Annotated in this window: 10 protein-coding genes; all 10 read right to left on the bottom strand. The window is 71.7% G+C overall.

Going from position 1 to position 17,034, the window contains the following annotated elements:
* Positions 1-59 precede the first annotated feature (59 nt).
* Positions 60-6,185, bottom strand: a complete 6,126-nt coding sequence (locus tag VMF51_RS06320) for a family 78 glycoside hydrolase catalytic domain (RefSeq protein ID WP_325473560.1) — start codon at positions 6,183-6,185, stop codon at positions 60-62.
* Positions 6,186-6,371: 186 nt separating this feature from the next.
* On the bottom strand, positions 6,372-6,581 hold the full coding sequence (locus VMF51_RS06325; RefSeq protein WP_325473561.1) for a hypothetical protein: 210 nt from the start codon (positions 6,579-6,581) through the stop codon (positions 6,372-6,374).
* Position 6,582: 1 nt separating this feature from the next.
* Positions 6,583-8,094 (bottom strand): rhamnulokinase family protein, encoded by a 1,512-nt coding sequence (locus tag VMF51_RS06330; RefSeq protein ID WP_325473562.1) that lies wholly within the window; start codon positions 8,092-8,094, stop codon positions 6,583-6,585.
* Positions 8,091-10,127: a bifunctional aldolase/short-chain dehydrogenase gene (locus tag VMF51_RS06335; RefSeq protein WP_325473563.1), complete on the bottom strand. Its 2,037-nt coding sequence runs from the start codon at positions 10,125-10,127 to the stop codon at positions 8,091-8,093. Before VMF51_RS06335 ends, VMF51_RS06330 begins: the two co-directional genes overlap by 4 nt.
* Positions 10,128-10,165: 38 nt before the next feature.
* Positions 10,166-11,338, bottom strand: a complete 1,173-nt coding sequence (rhaI, locus tag VMF51_RS06340; protein ID WP_325473564.1) for an L-rhamnose isomerase — start codon at positions 11,336-11,338, stop codon at positions 10,166-10,168.
* A 7-nt stretch (positions 11,339-11,345) separates the two neighbouring features.
* Complete coding sequence (locus tag VMF51_RS06345) at positions 11,346-11,732, bottom strand: L-rhamnose mutarotase (RefSeq protein WP_325473565.1); 387 nt, start codon at positions 11,730-11,732, stop codon at positions 11,346-11,348.
* Between the two features lie 284 nt (positions 11,733-12,016).
* Complete coding sequence (gene rhaS, locus VMF51_RS06350) at positions 12,017-13,054, bottom strand: rhamnose ABC transporter substrate-binding protein (RefSeq protein WP_325473566.1); 1,038 nt, start codon at positions 13,052-13,054, stop codon at positions 12,017-12,019.
* Positions 13,055-13,099: 45 nt separating this feature from the next.
* Positions 13,100-14,197 carry an ABC transporter permease gene (locus VMF51_RS06355; RefSeq protein WP_325473567.1) on the bottom strand — a complete coding sequence of 366 codons (1,098 nt, stop codon included), beginning with the start codon at positions 14,195-14,197 and terminating at the stop codon, positions 13,100-13,102.
* Entirely contained in the window at positions 14,194-15,312 is a 1,119-nt protein-coding gene (locus VMF51_RS06360) for an ABC transporter permease (RefSeq protein WP_325473568.1), read from the bottom strand. Before VMF51_RS06360 ends, VMF51_RS06355 begins: the two co-directional genes overlap by 4 nt.
* The gene (locus VMF51_RS06365; RefSeq protein WP_325473569.1) at positions 15,309-16,859 is read right to left on the bottom strand and encodes a sugar ABC transporter ATP-binding protein; all 1,551 of its coding nucleotides are present in this window, start codon (positions 16,857-16,859) and stop codon (positions 15,309-15,311) included. The genes VMF51_RS06360 and VMF51_RS06365 overlap by 4 nt, the downstream gene beginning before the upstream one ends.
* Between the last annotated feature and the right edge of the window lie 175 nt (positions 16,860-17,034).

Raw genomic sequence — 17,034 nt, forward strand, 5'->3', positions numbered from 1 at the left:
ATCCGGCCACACGCACGGGTCGGGCGGGGCGGCTCCACCGTCCCGCCCGACCCGTGACCTCAGCGCACCCGCAGCCGGATGCTGCGCGAGCTCCCCTCGACGGCCGCGCTGCCGCGGTAGGTGACCTTCAGGCGGTGCACCCCGCGCGCCCGGGTGCGGACGACCCCCTGCGCGACCCCACCGCGCAGGGTCAGCGTCCGGGCCTTCGCGCCGCGGAGGGTGATCACGACCTTGCCGGTGGGCTGCACCGCGGACCGCACGACGACCCGGACCGCGACGGCCTGGCCGCGCTTGACCGCCTTCTTGTTGACCCGCACCACGACCTTGCTCCCGGCACGGGCGACCGCGGCGGTGGCCGCCGAGGTCGCGCGACCGTCCGTGTGCCCGGCCTTCGAAGCCGTGACCCGGACGCTGATCCGGCGCCCACGGTCCTGCGCCGACAGCAGGTACGACGACCCGGTGGCCCCGGCGACCGGGGTCCCGTTCCGCAGCCACTGGAAGCGGTGGCCGACGCCGGCCACGTCCCAGACGCCGGGGGTCGCGGTCAGGCGGGACCCGACGACCGGCCGGCCGGCCACGGTGGGCAGCCGGGTGGCCCGCGGAGCGGGCTTCACGGCGTTCGGGTCCGTCACGGTGACCGCGACCTCCGCGGTCACCTCGCCGGCGGTGCTGGTCGCCCGGAGGCCGAGCCGGCCGCCGTGGAGGGCCAGGGTCGCCGACCAGTCCAGCGTCGGCCCGGTCTCGCCCTCGATCTCGGTCCACTCCGACGACCCGGCGGCCCGGGTGAGCCACTGCAGGTCCGGCTCGGGGTTGCCGGTGACCGTCGCCGCCAGGCGGACCGTCTCGCCGAGCTGCGCCGCGACCCCGGTCGGCAGACCGGTGATCTCCGGGGCGATCAGCTCGTTGACGCGGGCGGCCTCCGACACGACGTACTCGCCCAGGCCGTTCCAGGCCACGAGACGCACGTGGTCCTGGCGCCGGACACCCTCGCCCAGGTTCGCCTCCAGCGCCGTGCCGGTCGCGCCGGCGACCGGACGCCAGGCCTGGCCGTCGGCACTGCGCTGCCACTGGTAGCGCACGCCGGTGCCCTCGACCTCCGCCTCGAACGACGCCGTGGCGTCGTCGGGGCGCACCCAGACGTCGCGCGGCTGCGTCGCCACGGAGAGCGCGCGGTACGCCACGGACAGCGTGACCTCCTCGGAGACCACGGGCGTCGTACGGCCGTTGTCGACGACGGCGCGGTACGCCGTCCCGTCCGCGTCGGCCCCCACGCTCGGCACGAGCAGGGTCTCGCCCGTGCCCTGCGGGACGGCCTCGAAGGGCCCGCCGTCGACGCTGCGCTCCCAGGTCACCGTGGGATAGGGATCCGAGGTGACACTCACCGAGAAGCGGGCGTCCTCGCCCGCGTCCACGCTCAGGTCGCGAGGCTGGGCCAGGATCGCGGTGTCGACCTCGCGCGGGGCGTAGACCTCGGCCTCGGCGAGCTGCAGGCGGTGTCCGCCGCTCGCCTCACCCTGCTCGTCGGGCGCGCCCGGGCCGAGCTTCGTCACGTAGACCCGCACGTACCTGCCGGCGGCACCCTCGTCCAGGTAGTACGTGCGCGGCAGCCCGTTCGCGGCCTGCTGGCCGGTGAAGGTGCCGGCCGTGGCCCAGTCCGTGCCGTTGGCCGACGTCTCGATGCGGAAGTCGACCGGGAAGTTGCGCCCGGTGAGCTCCGGCCCCTCGCCCGCACGGGACGTGCGCGGGTAGAGCAGCACCCGCCCGAGGGGCGAGGACGTGCCGAGGTCGATGCGCACCCACTCCACGTTGTCCGGGGTCGGGTACGCCGTGGCGTTCGAGTAGCCGGGTGCGCTGGAGCTGCTCGTGCGCTGACCGTCGGTCAGCCTCCCGACCTCCCAGCCGCAGCAGCCGATCGGGTTGCTCGCCGTGACCGTCTTGCCGCGCGCGAGGTTCTCGCTCTCGGGCATGGAGGTGTCGAGCCGCACGGCGTCGATCTGGAACCGGGCCGGCCAGCCGCCCGCGGTCTCGCCGCGGAAGGAGACCGTGACGGCGCTGATCGGCGCCCCGTCGAGCTCCTCGAGCGGCACCCGCACCGTGCTCCACGAGTCGGGGGCGATCGGCACGGTCGCCTCCGCGACCTCGCCGCCCACCGCCGTCGCCGTGATCCGGGCGTGGTTGGACGCACCGCCCCCGCCGTACCCGTTGACGTCGACCGCCAGCGCGAGGGCGCCGCCCGTCTCGACGGGCTCGTCGAAGGTCACGCCGACGCTGCGCCAGGCGTTGCCGGCCGGGCTGCCCTGCGGCTTCATCTCCAGGGCGCGCTCGCCGACGCTGGCCTTGCCCGGCCCGTTCGCGAACGACGTCACCGCGTCGGCGGCCGAGGTGTTCTCCCCGGCCGTCCAGCCCTCGGCGCCGGTCTCGAAGTTGGTGACCATCCGCGCCGAGGCCGGCAGGCAGGCCAGCCCGGTGCTGTCGGACGAGCAGTTGCTCGAGCCCCGGACGCGCAGGGCGACCGGCGTCTCGCTCACGGTGACGCCGAACCGGTCCTTGACCAGGGCCACGGCCTCGCCGCTCTCCGCGTCCGCCGCGGCCACCAGGCGCTGGCTGACGATCCGGCGGCCCGACGGGGACACCGAGACGCGAGCCGCGTCGGCGGCCGTCCAGCCGGCCGGCAGGTCGGTCACGCTCAGCTCGGCCTCCGCCTCGGCGGACCCGAGCCGGTTGCCGAGGTCGGCCCGCAGCCACGCGTGGCCACCGGGCTCGACGATCGCCGGCGCGACGGTCACGTCGGCCACCTGGACCGCCGACTTCACGGCCAGGTCGACCTTCGCCACCTGCGTGAGGGCGACGCCGTCGACCGTGAGCTGCACGGTCACGGTGACGCGGCCCGACGCGGTCGTGGGCTCCTCGGGCGCGGTGACGACGTACTCCGCCTGCGCCTCGGCGCCGGCGCCCACCGTGGACCCCGGGAAGGCGCGCGACCGCGTGGCCGCCCAGCCCTCGGGGACCTCGACGGTCTCGGTGAGGTCGCTGATGACGCCGGTGCCGGCGCTCGCGGCCGTGATGGTCAGCGGCAGGCTCTCCCCCGGCGCGATCGTCGTCTCGGGCGTCGTCGCCCCGACGGTGACCTCGAGGCGGGAGCCGACGTAACGGCTCAGCGCGTCGATCGCGGACTCGGCCGCCTCGCGCACGGGTCCGGCACCGCCGATCGTCGCCACCCGGGCGGCGAGGCGACGCACCGTCACGAGCGCCTCGATCGCCGTGTCGGTCGAGCCCGGGTCGGCGAGGTGCGCGTCGACGGCGGCCGTGATCGCGTCCTCGGCGTCGGCGAGGTCCGCCTCGACCGCCTCGCGGTCGGAGCCGAGCTCGAGCCCGTCGAGGGCGGCCTGGGCGGCCTGGGTCTCGTCGAGGGCGCGCACCAGCAGGCCCAGACGCGCGTCGGAGGCGAACTGGTAGTCACCGGAGCCCACGACGATCTCGACGCCGGCGTCGGTGGTCTCGACCGACCGGACGCCGTCGGCGAGGGCGACCGGGCTGCCGGACTCGACGACCTCCGCCGCCTTCGCCTCGGGGAGTACGACGGTGGCCGTGCTGCCGAACGGCACGCTCACGGAGGCGTTGACGGCCGCGCCGACGCGCTCCCACGAGATGCTCGCCTCGCCGTACGGCGTGTCGCGCGAGCCGGACGCCGACGGCAGGTCCGCCGTCACCTTCGGCTCGAAGACCAGCTCGCGCAGGCCGACCGAGCCCGGCGCCTGCCGGATGCCGGCGACGGCGGTGTAGAGCCAGTTGTCGATCGAGGTGAACATGGGGTGGTTCAGCGAGCTCGCGCCCGCGTGCCAGTCCTCCCAGATCGTGCCGGGGCCGTTCTCCAGCATGTAGCCCCAGCCCGGATAGTCGGTCTGGCGGACCACGTCGAGCACGACGTCGTCCCGGCCGTACATCTCCAGCGCCTCGGGGATGTACTTGATGCCGGGCAGACCGCCGGTGAAGTGGTTGCCGCGCTTCTCCACGACGTTCTGCACCAGGGTGTCGACCACCCGCTGCTCCCGGCCGTCCGGGACGATGCCCAGCACCAGCGGGAAGGCATTGGCGAACTGGCTCGACCCGTACGAGTTCCGCCCGTTGAAGTAGGCCCCGTTGATCGCGTCGGCGATGTTCTGCGCCAGGGTCGCGTAGGCCTCGGCGTCCTCGTCGTGGCCCAGCTCCGCGGCGATCTCCGCGACGATGGCGGCGCCCCAGTAGTAGTAGCCGGACCGGAAGAGCTTGCCCTCGGTCGTCTCGATGGACAGCCAGTCGTTGCCCCACTGGCCGGTGGGGTTGGTGACCAGGAAGTCGGTCGACCGGGTGCCGACGTAGTCGACCCAGGCCGCCATGGCGTCGTAGTGCTCGGCGATGACCCGCTCGTCGCCGTACTGCTTCCACACGTAGTAGGGCATCAGCGCCGTCGCGGAGGCCCAGGCCGGGTCGGACCGCGTGGCCCAACCGGTGCCGAGCTCGGTCGGCACGATGTCCGGCACCCAGCCGTCGCTGCCGGTCGCGTCGCGGAGGTCCGCGACCCACTTGGTGTAGAAGGCGGCCATGTTCTTGTTGTTGATCGTCGCCTCCGCCGCGATGTGGGCGTCGGCCGTCCAGCCGCGCTTCTCGCGGGTCGGGGTGTCCTCGGGGATGCCGTGCAGTCCGTTGACCTGGGTCTGCACGTTGGCGACGTGCAGGCGGTTGAGCAGGGTGTCGTCCGCGGCGAAGGTGCCCGCCTCGGCGACGTCGTTGTGGATCTCCTCGGCGACGAGCACCCCGGCCGCGGGCGGCGCGGACAGGCCGGTGACCTCGACCCACCGGAACCCGGCGTAGGTGAAGGTCGGCGCGAAGTCGATCGGGCCACCGTCACCGGTGATCGTGGAGGTCTGCGCGGCCATGATCAGGCCGTTGTCGACCCGCCCGTTGTTGAGGCGCTCGCCGTGCTTGACGGTCACGACCTGGCCCGCGGGGATGGTCGTGGTCAGGCGGGTGCGACCGCTGATGTTCTGCCCGAAGTCCAGGACGTAGACGCCGCTCGACGGCTCGGTCACGGCGACCGGCTCGATCGTCTTCACCACCCGCATCGGCTCGTTCGGAGCCGCATCGATGGCACCGAGGTCGGTGTCCATGACCCGCACCGGGCTCCAGCCGGCGCCCGGGTCGCCCGGTGCCGCCCAGCCGTCGCGCTCCTGGCGCGCGTCGTACGTCTCGCCGTTGTAGCGCGCCGCCCGGCGGGTCGGGCTCGGCAGGCTGGTCCAGCCGCCGTCGGTGGCCAGCACCGCGGTGCTCCCGTCGGGGTTGTCGACGACGAGCTGGGCGACGAGGTCGGAGTCCTCACCGATGCTGAGGCCGACGACGTTCTCGCCGGCGTCGAGCTGCGCGGTGACGTCCCAGGCGCGGTAGTAGGTGCGCTTCCGGCTGTCCACCGGCTGGCTCTCCAGCTCGGCGTCGCCCACGCGGCCGCCGTTGACGAAGGGCTCGTAGATGCCGCGCGCGAGGCCGAAGTCCTGCTCGCAGCAGATGCCGTGGCTGTCGCGGCCGCGCTCGTAGCTACCGCGACCCGCCACGTAGAGGACGGCGCGCTCGGGCTCGGCCGGCAGCGTGATCTCGCCGCGCAGGTAGGAGCCGCCCGCCGCGGCCGTGGCGGGCGCGATCCAGCTCGCCTGCCAGTCGGCGGGGTCGAGCAGACCGGTCGCGAACGACGCCGTCTCGCTCCAGGCCGAGGCCCGGTCGTCCGTGTCCCAGATCCGCACGCGCCATTGGTACGGCGTGTTGGAGGTCAGCGCGTCACCGTCGTACGCGACGAGGACCTGCGCGGAGTCCTCCACCCGGCCGGTCTGCCACACCGGGTCGTCCTCGAACCCGTCGAGGCCCGGCGAGACCTCCAGCTCGTACGCCGTCTGCGCCTGGTCGCGGTCTTCGGACCGGCCCTGCCAGCTGAACCGCGGCGACGGCGTCCCCACCCCGAGGGGCTCGACCAGGTGCTCGACGGTGAGCCCGACGACCTCGGGCTCCTCGTCCGCTGCGCTCACCTCCGCAGCGGACGACTCCGTCGCACCGACGGGCTGGGTGCCGGAGAGCACGAGGGCCCCGGCGATCGTGGCGGTGGCGAGACCCCGGAGGGTCCGCTGGCGGCGCCGCAAGGCGCGCCCGGGCGTGTGGTTCATGCATCTCCCCGGTCGGGACCGTAGCGGCTGCCCGACTCGGCGGCGATGAGGAACCGCGCCTGATTGAATCGTTTAAACCGCTGTGACGCCCGTCATATTAGGGAGTGCTGCTCACCGCGACCACCGGTTGGCCGGATGCCGTCAGGTTTCCCCGGCGTCATCTAGACCGCGCTCCCGGATCGACGGTCAGATCACGCCCGCGCGCACGAAGTGGACGACCAGCTGCATCGTGGTGTCCACGCCGACGGCGTCCGCGAGGGACCGCAGCCGGCGCCGCGCGGTGCGCTCGGCCAGACCCGCTCGACGAGCCGCGACCTCGAGGGTCGCCCCCTCCGACAGCAGTCGGAGGAGGTGCTCGTCGACCGGATCCAGCTCCGGCGTGCCGGCGGAGGTCACGTCATCCAGCGGCGGAGGTCCCGAGCCGCGCCTCGGCGGCGTCCCAGTCCGAGCCCGGGCGGGGCTCGTAGCGGTGCAGCTCGTGGGTACGACGCACCAGGTCGCGCATCGCGGCCAGGTCGGGCAGGCCTGCCCCGAGAGTGCGGGCCTGAACCAACACGTTGCCGAGCGCGGCCGCTTCCGACGGGCCGGCCAGGACCGGGATCCCGCAGGCGTCGGCGGTCAGCTGGCACAGCAGCGCGTTCTGCGAGCCGCCGCCCACGACGTGCACCACCGACACGGAGCGCCCGGCGAGCTCGGCCGCCGTGCGCAGGTGCCGCCGGTAGGCCAGCGCGAGGCTGTCCAGCACGGTGCGGGCGATGGCGATCGGCGTGCGGGGGATCGGCTCGCCGGCCTCCTCCGCCAGCCGCTGGATCCGGGCCGGCATGCCGTCGGCCTCGCCGGTGCCGGGAGGCAGCAGCCGCGGGTCGTTGATGTCGACGACGGTCCGCAGCGGCGGCGCGTCCTCGGCCCCCTCGAGCACGGCCGCGAGGCTCGCCTCGCGGATCCGCTGGTGCGACCACGTGCGCAGGCACTCCGAGAGCACCCACAGGCCGGTGACGTTCTTCAGGAACCGCGTGGTGCCGTCGACACCGCCCTCGTTGGTGAAGTCCGCCAGCCGCGCGGCCTCCGACAGCACCGGCTTCTCCAGCTCCAGGCCGACCAGCGACCAGGTGCCGGAGGAGATGTAGGCGAAGTCGTCCTCGATGGCCGGTACGCCGACCACCGCGGAGGCGGTGTCGTGGGAGCCCACCGCCACCACCGGTACGTCGGCCGAGACGCCGAGCTGCTCGGCCACCTCGCCGAGCACCGGACCGATCACGTCGCCGGGCTCGCGCAGCGGCGGCAGGATCGCCCAGGGCAGCCCGACCCGCTTGGCGAGGTCGACCGCCCAGTCGCGGGTGCGGACGTCGTACAGGCCCGTGGTCGAGGCGTTGGTGCGCTCCGCGCCGATCTTGCCGGTCAGCCAGTAGGCGAGCAGGTCGGGCAGCAGGAGCAGCTGCTCGGCCGACTCGAGCGCGGCCGTCCCGCGGGCGGCGGCGAGCTGGTAGATCGTGTTGAACGGCAGGTTCTGCAGGCCGGTCGTCGCGTACAGCTCGGCCGCGCCGACCTGCTCCAGCACCTTCGCCGAGACCCCGTCGGTGCGGGAGTCGCGGTGGCTGTACGGGCTGCCGAGCAGGTTGCCGTCGCGGTCGAGCAGGCCGTAGTCGACCGCCCACGAGTCGATGCCGATGCCGTGCAGCGGTCCGGTGCGGGCGACCTCGCGGACGCCCGCCAGCACCTCGCGGTGGATGCCGAGGACGTCCCAGAACAGCGAGCCGTTCGCGCGGACGCCGCCGTTCGGGAAGCGGTGCAGCTCCTCCAGGTGCAGTGATCGCGGGCCGACCCGGCCGGCCATCACCCGGCCGCTGGTCGCGCCGAGATCGACCGCCGCGACCCGCACGGGGTGGGCCGGCCGGGCCGACGCGCTCATCGCAGGAAGGCCGCGGCGACGCCCGCGTCGACGGGAACGTGCAGACCGGTGGTGTGGGTCATCTCCGGGCCGCAGAGGACGAAGACCGCGTTGGCGATGTTCTCCGGCAGCACCTCGCGCTTGAGGATGGTGCGCTGCGCGTAGAACTTGCCGAGGTCCTTCTCCTCCACGCCGTAGACCGCGGCGCGGTTGGCGCCCCAGCCGCTGGCGAAGATGCCCGAGCCCGCGACGACGCCGTCGGGGTTCACGCCGTTGACCTTGACGCCGTGGGCGCCGAGCTCGGCCGCGAGGAGCCGGACCTGGTGGGCCTGGTCGGCCTTGGTCGCGGAGTACGCGATGTTGTTCGGGCCGGCGAAGACGGAGTTCTTCGAGGAGATGTAGACGATGTCGCCGCCCAGCTCCTGGTCGATGAGCACCTTGGCCGCGGCCTTGGAGACCAGGAACGAGCCCTTGGCCATCACGTTGTGCTGCAGGTCCCAGTCGGCCTCGGTGGTCTCGAGGAGCGACTTGGACAGCGAGAGGCCGGCGTTGTTGACGACCAGGTCGAGACCGCCGAAGGCGAGCACGGCCGCGTCGATCATGGCCTGGACGGCGTCCTCCTTGGACACGTCGGCGGCGACGCCGATCGCGACGTCGGAGCCACCGATCTCGGCGGCGGCCGCCTGGGCCTTCTCGAGGTCCAGGTCGGCGATCACGACGCAGGCGCCCTCGGCGGCGAGCTTCTTGGCGGTGGCCTTGCCGATGCCGCCGGCGGCACCGGTGATCAGCGCGATCCGGGTGGCGAGCGGCTTGGGCTTCGGCATCCGCTGGAGCTTGGCCTCCTCCAGCGCCCAGTACTCGATGCGGAACTTCTCCGCCTCGTCGATCGGGGCGTACGTCGAGAGGCCCTCGGCGCCGCGCATCACGTTGATGGCGTTGACGTAGAACTCGCCGGCCACGCGGGCGGTCTGCTTGTCCTTGCCGAAGCTGAACATGCCGACGCCGGGGACCAGCACGATGAGCGGGTCCTTGCCGCGGATGGCCGGGCTGTCCGGGGTCGCGTTGCGGTCGTAGTAGCCCTGGTAGTCCTCGCGGTAGGACACCGCGAGCTCCTTCAGGCGGGCGATCGAGTCCTCGACGGACGCCGACGCGGGCAGGTCGAGGATGAGCGGCTTGACCTTGGTGCGCAGGAAGTGGTCGGGGCAGGAGGTGCCCAGCTCACCCAGGCGCGGGTGCTCGGCGTGCTCGAGGAAGTGCAGCACCGGCTCGGAGTCGGTGAAGTGACCCACCATCGGGCGGTCGGCCGACGCGATGCCGCGGATGGTCGGCGCCAGGGCGGCGGCCTTGGCGCGACGCTCGGCCTCCGGGAGGGCGGCGTACCCCTCGAGGGCGGGGCCGAAGGGCTCGGCCTTGCTGTGCTCGGCGATGTACGCCGCCGCGGTGTCGATGATCCAGAGCGAGTTCTTCTCGGCCTCGTCGGAGGTGTCGCCCCACGCGGTGATGCCGTGGCCGCCGAGGATGCAGCCGATAGCCTGCGGGTTCTTCTCCTTGATCTCGGCGATGTCGAGGCCGAGCTGGAAGCCCGGGCGACGCCACGGCACCCAGACGACCTTGTCGCCGAAGATCGTGGAGGTCAGCTGCTCGCCGTCGGCGGCGGTCGCGATGGCGATGCCGGAGTCGGGGTGCAGGTGGTCGACGTGCGCGGCGTCGACGAGGCCGTGCATCGCGGTGTCGATCGACGGCGCGGCGCCGCCCTTGCCGTGCAGGCAGTAGTCGAACGCCGCGACCATCTCGTCCTCGCGGTCGATGCCCGGGTAGACGTCGACCAGCGCGCGCATCCGGTCCAGGCGGAGCACGGCGAGGCCGCTCTCCTTCAGGGTGCCGAGGTCGCCACCGGAGCCCTTCACCCAGAGGAGCTCGACGGGCTCACCGGTGACCGGGTCGGTCTCGGTGCCCTTCGCCGAGGTGTTGCCGCCCGCGTAGTTGGTGTTCTTGGGGTCGGCGCCGAGGCGGTTGGACCGGGCGATCAGCTCGGCCGCAGCAGGGTTGGTCATGATGCCTTTCTCGTCTCTGGGTTTCTCGGGGAGGTGGATCAGGTCCAGGACAGCTGGGTCCCGCCGACGCGGGACTCCTCGATCTGCTGCTGGTAGCCGGACTCGGCGTACGCCTTCATCGGGCTCGCGGGCAGGCCGCGCTCCTCGCGCCACGCGGCCAGGTCGGCGCGGACGTCGGTGTAGAACGCGTCGTTGAAGATCTCGTGGGCGCCGAGGACGTCGCCGGCCTCCTGCGCCGCGGCCAGCGCGTCACGGTCGACGAGCAGCGCACGCGCCGTCATCTCCTGGACGTTGAGCACCGAGCGGATCTGGCCGGGGATCTTGTCCTCGACGTTGTGGCACTGGTCGAGCATGAACGCGACCTCGGAGTCCGGGCCGTAGCCGCCGCCGCGGATGACCTCGAAGAGGATCCGGAACAGCTGGAACGGGTCCGCCGAGCCGACGATCAGGTCGTCGTCGGCGTAGAAGCGGCTGTTGAAGTCGAACGAGCCGAGCTTCCCGAGCCGCAGCAGCTGCATGACGATGAACTCGATGTTGGTGCCGGGCGCGTGGTGGCCGGTGTCGAGGCAGACCGTCGCCCGCTCGCCGAGCGCGCTGACCTGGGCGTACGACGTACCCCAGTCCGGGACGTCGGTGTGGTAGAACGCCGGCTCGAAGAACTTGTACTCCAGGACCAGGCGCTGCTCGTCGCCGATCGTCAGCAGCCGCTCGTAGATCGCGGACAGCGAGTCGTGGAGGCGGTCCTGGCGGCCCCGCAGGTCGGCCTGGCCCGGGTAGTTGGAGCCCTCGGCGAGCCAGATCTTCAGGTCGCGCGAACCGGTCGCGGCCATCACGTCGATGCACTCGAAGTGGTGGTCGATCGCCTTCTGGCGCACCTTCGGGTCGACGTGGGTCAGGGCGCCGAACTTGTAGTCGTCGTCCTGGAAGGTGTTGGAGTTGATGGTGCCGAGCGCGACGCCCTGGTCGGCGGCGTACGCGCGGAGGGCGGTGTAGTCGTCGACCTTGTCCCACGGGATGTGGAGGGCGACCTTCGGCGCGAGGCCGGTGAAGCGGTTGACGGTCGCCGCGTCGGCGATCTTCTCCTCGACGGAGCGGGGGGTGCCGGGGGTGCCGAACACCTTGAACCGGGTGCCGGAGTTGCCGAAGGCCCACGAGGGCAGCTCGATGGCCTGGCCCTCGAGCTGGGGGGCGATCTGGCTGAACGTCGTCATCGTGACATCACTTCTCGGTGGTCGGGGCGGCCGCGGGTGGGGTCGCCGGGGAGGCTGCGAGGTCGGCCAGCTGGTCCTCGAGGTGGAATACCTCGGTGAGCTGCACGAACCCGGTGTCGGGCGCAGCGCCGTCGAGGTCGACGAAGAACTCGGCCATCTCGGCCTGCCACCGGGCGTTGACCTCGGTGGCGGCCATGCCGGCCTGGGCGGCGGCGAGGTCGGGGGTCTCGACATAGCCGATGAGCAGGCCGTCCTCGCGCAGGAAGAGCGAGTAGTTGTGCCAGCCGGTCTCGTGCAGGGCCTGGAGCATGTCGGGCCACACGGCCGCGTGACGCTGCCGGTACTCCGCCATCCGGTCGGGACGGACCTGGAGCTGGAAGCAGACGCGTTGCACGGTTCCGGCCTCTCAGTGTGGTGGTGGTGAGTTTCTGGAGTGCCCGGCCGGCCCTCGTGGGGAGGGAGGACCGGCCGGGCGGATCTAGAGGGGTGTTACGTGGTACGCCGGCTCGGAGCCGGTGTGACTTCGGAACCTCGATGAGGTTTCGAGACGGGTTGCGCAGCCCTTCGCGAGCTCAGGTCTGCGCAACCCTCCTCAACCCGATCGCCTGATCAGGTCCTCGCAAGCTCGGACCTGGGCGATCGCCACGCCCGAGCCTTCGCGGGCTCAGGCTCGGGCTGTCAGAAGTCGAAGTCGCCGATGTTGTCGGCGTTGAAGCGGAACGGCTCGCCGAGCAGGACGGTGTTGTCCGCGCCGACGGTGTACTCGCCGAGCTTGCCGGCCTCGAAGGTGTCACCCTCGCCCTCGATGTCGCCGTCGACCAGGGCCTTGGCGGTGAAGGCGGCCAGGTAGCCCAGGTCGGCCGGGTTCCACAGGGCGAACTCGGTGACGGTGCCGTCCTCGACGAACTCACGCATCTGGTTCGGGGTGCCGAGACCGGTCAGCGCGACCTTGCCCTTGGCGTCGGAGGTCGACAGGTAGCGGGCGGCGGCAGCGATACCGACGGTGGTCGGCGAGATGATGCCCTTGAGGTTGGAGTGCTTCTGCAGCAGCGCCGCGGTCTCGTCGAACGACTTCTGGTCGTCGTCGTCGCCGTAGACGGTGTCCACCACGGTGATGTTCGGGTGGCTGGCCTCGAGCTCGGCGGTCATGAGCTCGATCCACTCGTTCTGGTTGGTCGCGTTCGCCGCGGCCGAGAGGAAGGCGATCTCGCCCTCGTCGCCGATCTGCTCGGCGATCATCTCGACCTGGACCTTGGCGATGCCCTCGGCGTCGGCCTGGTTGACGAAGATGTCGCGGCAGTCCGGGTTGGTGTCCGCGTCGTACGTGACGACCTTGATGTCGGCGTCGCGCGCCTCGCCGATCGCGTCGCACAGGGCGTCGGGGTCGTTGGCGGAGATCACCAGGGCGTTGCGGCCCTGCTGGGTGGCGGTGTTGATGTACTGGACCTGACCGTCGGGCGAGCCCTCGGCCGGGCCGACCTCCTCGTACGAGCCGCCGAACTCCTTGACGGCCTCCTCGCCACCGGCGTTGGAGGTCTCGAAGTACGGGTTGCCCAGGTTCTTCGGGATGAACGTCACGGTCGTGCCGTCGCCACCGCCGCTGCCCCCGCTGCCGCCCGACGAGGAGTCGTCGTCGCTGCCGCAAGCGGTCAGGGCCAGGCTGGTGACCAGCGCCGCGGCCGCGAGGGTCGCGAGGCGTCGGTTCTGGAACTTCATCTACTTACCTTTCGGATCCATCCGGCATTCGATGCCGGAATCAGCTCAGCGACCGCTTGCCGGCGCTGTCTTGTCGCTGCCGGAGGCGCGCCCCGAGGTACGCGCCCCCCTGCTCGCCTCGATGACCCGACGGGCCAGGGCGAGAAGACTGGTGGACATCACCGAGAGCACGAGGAGCACGCCGATGGTGATGTTGATGATGTTGATCGTCTGGCCGTTGAGGAGCATGGCCCGCTGGATGACGCCGATCAGGAGCACGCCGGCGATGACGCCGTGCAGGGCGCCCTTGCCGCCGAAGATCGACACGCCGCCGAGCAGCACCGCGGCGATGACCTGCAGCTCCAGGCCCTGGGAGTTCTCGGCCCGGGCCACGCCGGTGACCAGCGTGGTGTAGATCCCCACGAAGCCCGCCACGGTGCCGGCGAGGACGAAGAGGATCGCCTTGGTGCGGGCCACGTCGACGCCGGTGAAGTGCGCGGCCTCGTCGTTCAGGCCGATCTCGAAGACGCCCCGGCCGAACGGCGAGAAGTGCAGCAGCAGGGCGAACGCGATGGCCAGGATCACGAACGGGATCAGGATCATCGGGTACGGCTGGTCCTCGACGATGCGCTGCTTGGCCCAGTCGGTCCACCCGTCGGGGAAGTCGGTGCGCGACTCCGTGCCGAGCAGGCCGGCCGCGATGCCGCGGAACAGGGCGAGGGTGCCGATGGTGACCGCGATCGACGGGAGCCCGACGTACGCGACCAGGAAGCCGTTGAACGCTCCGCACAGGGCGCCGATGCCGATCGCGAGGATCGCCGCGACCATGGCCGAGAGCCCCGCGTCGTTGTGGAGCATGCCGAACGCGACGCTGGTCAGGCCGACGGTGGAGGCCACCGACAGGTCGATCTCGCCGGTGATGATGATCGCCGTCATCGGCAGCGCCAGGAGCAGGATGCTCGCGGAGTCGCGGAAGAGGTAGTACATCGTCTGCGGGCCGTCGAAGTAGTCGACCTGCGAGCGGGAGTAGACGATCGCCGCGATGAGCAGGGCGATGACGGCGAACTCGCGGCTGAAGACCACGCGCTGCCAGAACGGGCGGGAGTACGCCGCGTAGGTGCGTGCCGTCGCGGGCGCGCTGGGGGTCTCGGTGAGCGTGCTCATCGGACGACCTCCTCGGACTCGGAGTCGGAACCGGGCGTGGAGCTGGGGACGACCGGCGCGAGGCTCGGTGGCCCCTGGTGGGTCGAGCCCGACCGGGTGTCACGGGCGGCGACCAGTGCCCTCTCCTGCCGGTTGACCAGGACCCGGTCGAGGACGATGGCGCCGACGATGAGGGCGCCGACCACGGCCTGCTGCCAGAAGCCGGAGATGCCGAGGACGGGCAGCGAGCGGTTGATGGTGACCAGCAGGAACGCGCCCAGGGCCGCGCCCCAGACTGTGCCGGAGCCACCGAAGATCGCCACGCCGCCGATGACGGCCGCGCCGACGGCCTCGAGCTCGATGCCCGTGCCGACGCTGGAGGAGACGGTGCCGAAGCGGGCCGCCGAGACGACGCCGGCCAGTCCGGCGAGCGCGCCGGAGAGCACGAAGGCGAAGAGGATGCGGCGGTTGACCTTCAGGCCGTACAGCTCGGCGGCGTCCGGGTCGGAGCCGATGGCGTACAGCTCACGCCCGCCCCGCGCCGTACGCAGGTAGTAGCCGACGGCGCAGAGGACCGCGAGCGCGACGATCGTCAGGATCGGGATGCCGAGGATCGAGTCGGTGCCCAGGTCCTTGAACGCGCGCGGCATGTCGCTGGCGTTGATCCGGTCGCTGCCGGCCCAGGTGAGGAACGCGCCGCGGTAGATGTACATCGTGCCGAGGGTGATCACCAGTGCCGGGACCCGCCCGAAGGCGACCAGCACGCCGTTGATGAGGCCGAGCCCGGCGCCCATCAGCACGCCGGCGAGGACGACGGCGATGATCGGGAGGTTGGTGTCGATGAACAGGCGGCCGGTGAGGTACGCCGTCAGGCCCATCGTCGAGCCGACCGAGAGGTCGACGTTGCGGGTGATGATCACGCAGGTCTGGCCGACGGCCAGCAGGATCAGCATCGACGGGGTGAGCAGCAGGTCGCGCCAGCCGGTCGAGCCGAAGAGGAACGAGTCACTCTTGATCGTGGTGACCGCGATCAGGAGCACCAGGACCACGGCGACCGCGAGCTCGCGCGAGCGCAGCAGGTTCTTCACGACCCGCTGGGCCGGGGAGACGGCGCTGGGCTGGATGTCGGTGGTCATGCCGGGACCTCCACGTCGGCATCGGTGGCGGTCGAGGCGGTGCCCGCGGCGTTGGTCGCGGCCCGCATGACGTTCTCGGGGGTGGCGTCGGCGCGGTCGATGTCGGCGGTGATCCGGCCCTCGCACACGACGAGGACGCGGTCGGCCATGCCGAGGACCTCCGGCAGCTCCGAGGAGATCATCAGGATCGCCAGGCCCTGACCGGCGAGGTCGGACAGCAGGCGGTGGACCTCGGACTTGGTGCCGACGTCGATGCCGCGGGTGGGCTCGTCGATGATCAGCAGCTTCGGCTCGGTGGCCAGCCACTTGGCGATGACGACCTTCTGCTGGTTGCCGCCGCTCATGGTGGTGGCGTGCATGTCCAGCGCGTTGGTCTTGACCTCGAGGCGTCCGGCCCACGGGCCGGCGGCACGGTTCTCCGCGCGGCTCGTGAGCAGGCCCGCGGTCGTCAGGCCACGGCGGATCACGCCGGCGACGTTGCGGGCGACGGACTCCTCGACGACCAGGCCCTGCTTGCGGCGGTCCTCGGGGACGAACGCCATGCCGGCCTTGATCGCGGCGCGCGGACGGCGCGCGGGCACCGGCTTGCCGAGCAGCTCGACCCTGCCCGCGTCGTACTTGTCGACGCCGAAGACGGCACGGGCGATCTCGGAGCGACCGGCGCCGACCAGGCCCGCGAGGCCGACGATCTCGCCGGCGCGGACCTGGAAGGTCACGTCGTGGAACTGACCGGCCGAGGAGAGGCCCTGGACGTCGAGGACGACCTCGCCGATCTCGGCCTCGGTCTTCGGGAACAGGTCGGCGACCTCGCGACCGACCATCTCGGCCACCAGGGCGTCGACGGTGGTCTCGGCGATCTTCTTCGTCGACACGTACGTGCCGTCGCGCATCACCGTGACGGTGTCGCAGAGGTCGAAGACCTCCTCGAAGCGGTGCGAGATGAACACCAGGCCGCGACCCTCGTCGCGCAGGCTGCGGGCCACGGCGAACAGGCGCTCGACCTCGACGCCCGAGAGGGCGGCGGTCGGCTCGTCCATGATCAGCAGCGCGGCGTCGAGCGAGATGGCCTTGGCGATCTCGATGATCTGCTGGTCGGCGATCGACAGGCCGCGCGCGGGGCGGCGCGGGTCGATGTGCACGCCCAGGCGGGCGAAGAGCGCCTCCGCCTCGTCGATCATCGCGCCGTAGTCGATCCGGCGTCCGCGGCCCAGCGGCTGGCGGCCCATGAAGATGTTCTCGACGACCGACAGGTCGGGGAACAGGGTGGGCTCCTGGTAGATGACCGCGATGCCCGCGGTCTTCGACTCCGCCGTCGACGTGAAGTCCACGTCCTGGCCCTGGAAACGGAACACGCCCCCGTCGCGACGGTGCACACCCGCCACGATCTTGATCAGCGTGGACTTGCCGGCGCCGTTCTCCCCGATCAACGCGTGGATCGAGCCCGCGTCGACGGTGAGACTGCCGGACCGCAGTGCGACCACGGCTCCGAAGGACTTGGTCACGTCCCCGAGCTCGAGGACCGGACCGGCCTGGTGGGCCTGAGTCATTGCTGACTCCCCTGTCTGACTGTCGTAATTGAAAGGTTTCACATCAACCCCGGAACCGTAGGTGACTGCCCTCACACACGTCAAGCGGTCTCCGGAAATGAACCGGAAATGACGTAGAAATCGAGATGTTCCGCCCGGAACGACCGTGAGGTCTAGGCTGCGCGCAACGTTTCAA

The organism is Nocardioides sp. (assembly GCF_035503875.1).
GTDB lineage: Bacteria > Actinomycetota > Actinomycetes > Propionibacteriales > Nocardioidaceae > Nocardioides.

What these genes read in the sequence shown, in the direction of transcription:
- VMF51_RS06320 (WP_325473560.1), bottom strand. Translation starts at nt 6,185, where the DNA reads ATGAACCACACGCCCGGGCGCGCCTTGCGGCGCCGCCAGCGGACCCTC.
- VMF51_RS06330 (WP_325473562.1), bottom strand. Translation starts at nt 8,094, where the DNA reads ATGAGCGCGTCGGCCCGGCCGGCCCACCCCGTGCGGGTCGCGGCGGTC.
- VMF51_RS06335 (WP_325473563.1), bottom strand. Translation starts at nt 10,127, where the DNA reads ATGACCAACCCTGCTGCGGCCGAGCTGATCGCCCGGTCCAACCGCCTC.
- rhaI (WP_325473564.1), bottom strand. Translation starts at nt 11,338, where the DNA reads ATGACGACGTTCAGCCAGATCGCCCCCCAGCTCGAGGGCCAGGCCATC.
- rhaS (WP_325473566.1), bottom strand. Translation starts at nt 13,054, where the DNA reads ATGAAGTTCCAGAACCGACGCCTCGCGACCCTCGCGGCCGCGGCGCTG.
- VMF51_RS06355 (WP_325473567.1), bottom strand. Translation starts at nt 14,197, where the DNA reads ATGAGCACGCTCACCGAGACCCCCAGCGCGCCCGCGACGGCACGCACC.
- VMF51_RS06360 (WP_325473568.1), bottom strand. Translation starts at nt 15,312, where the DNA reads ATGACCACCGACATCCAGCCCAGCGCCGTCTCCCCGGCCCAGCGGGTC.
- VMF51_RS06365 (WP_325473569.1), bottom strand. Translation starts at nt 16,859, where the DNA reads ATGACTCAGGCCCACCAGGCCGGTCCGGTCCTCGAGCTCGGGGACGTG.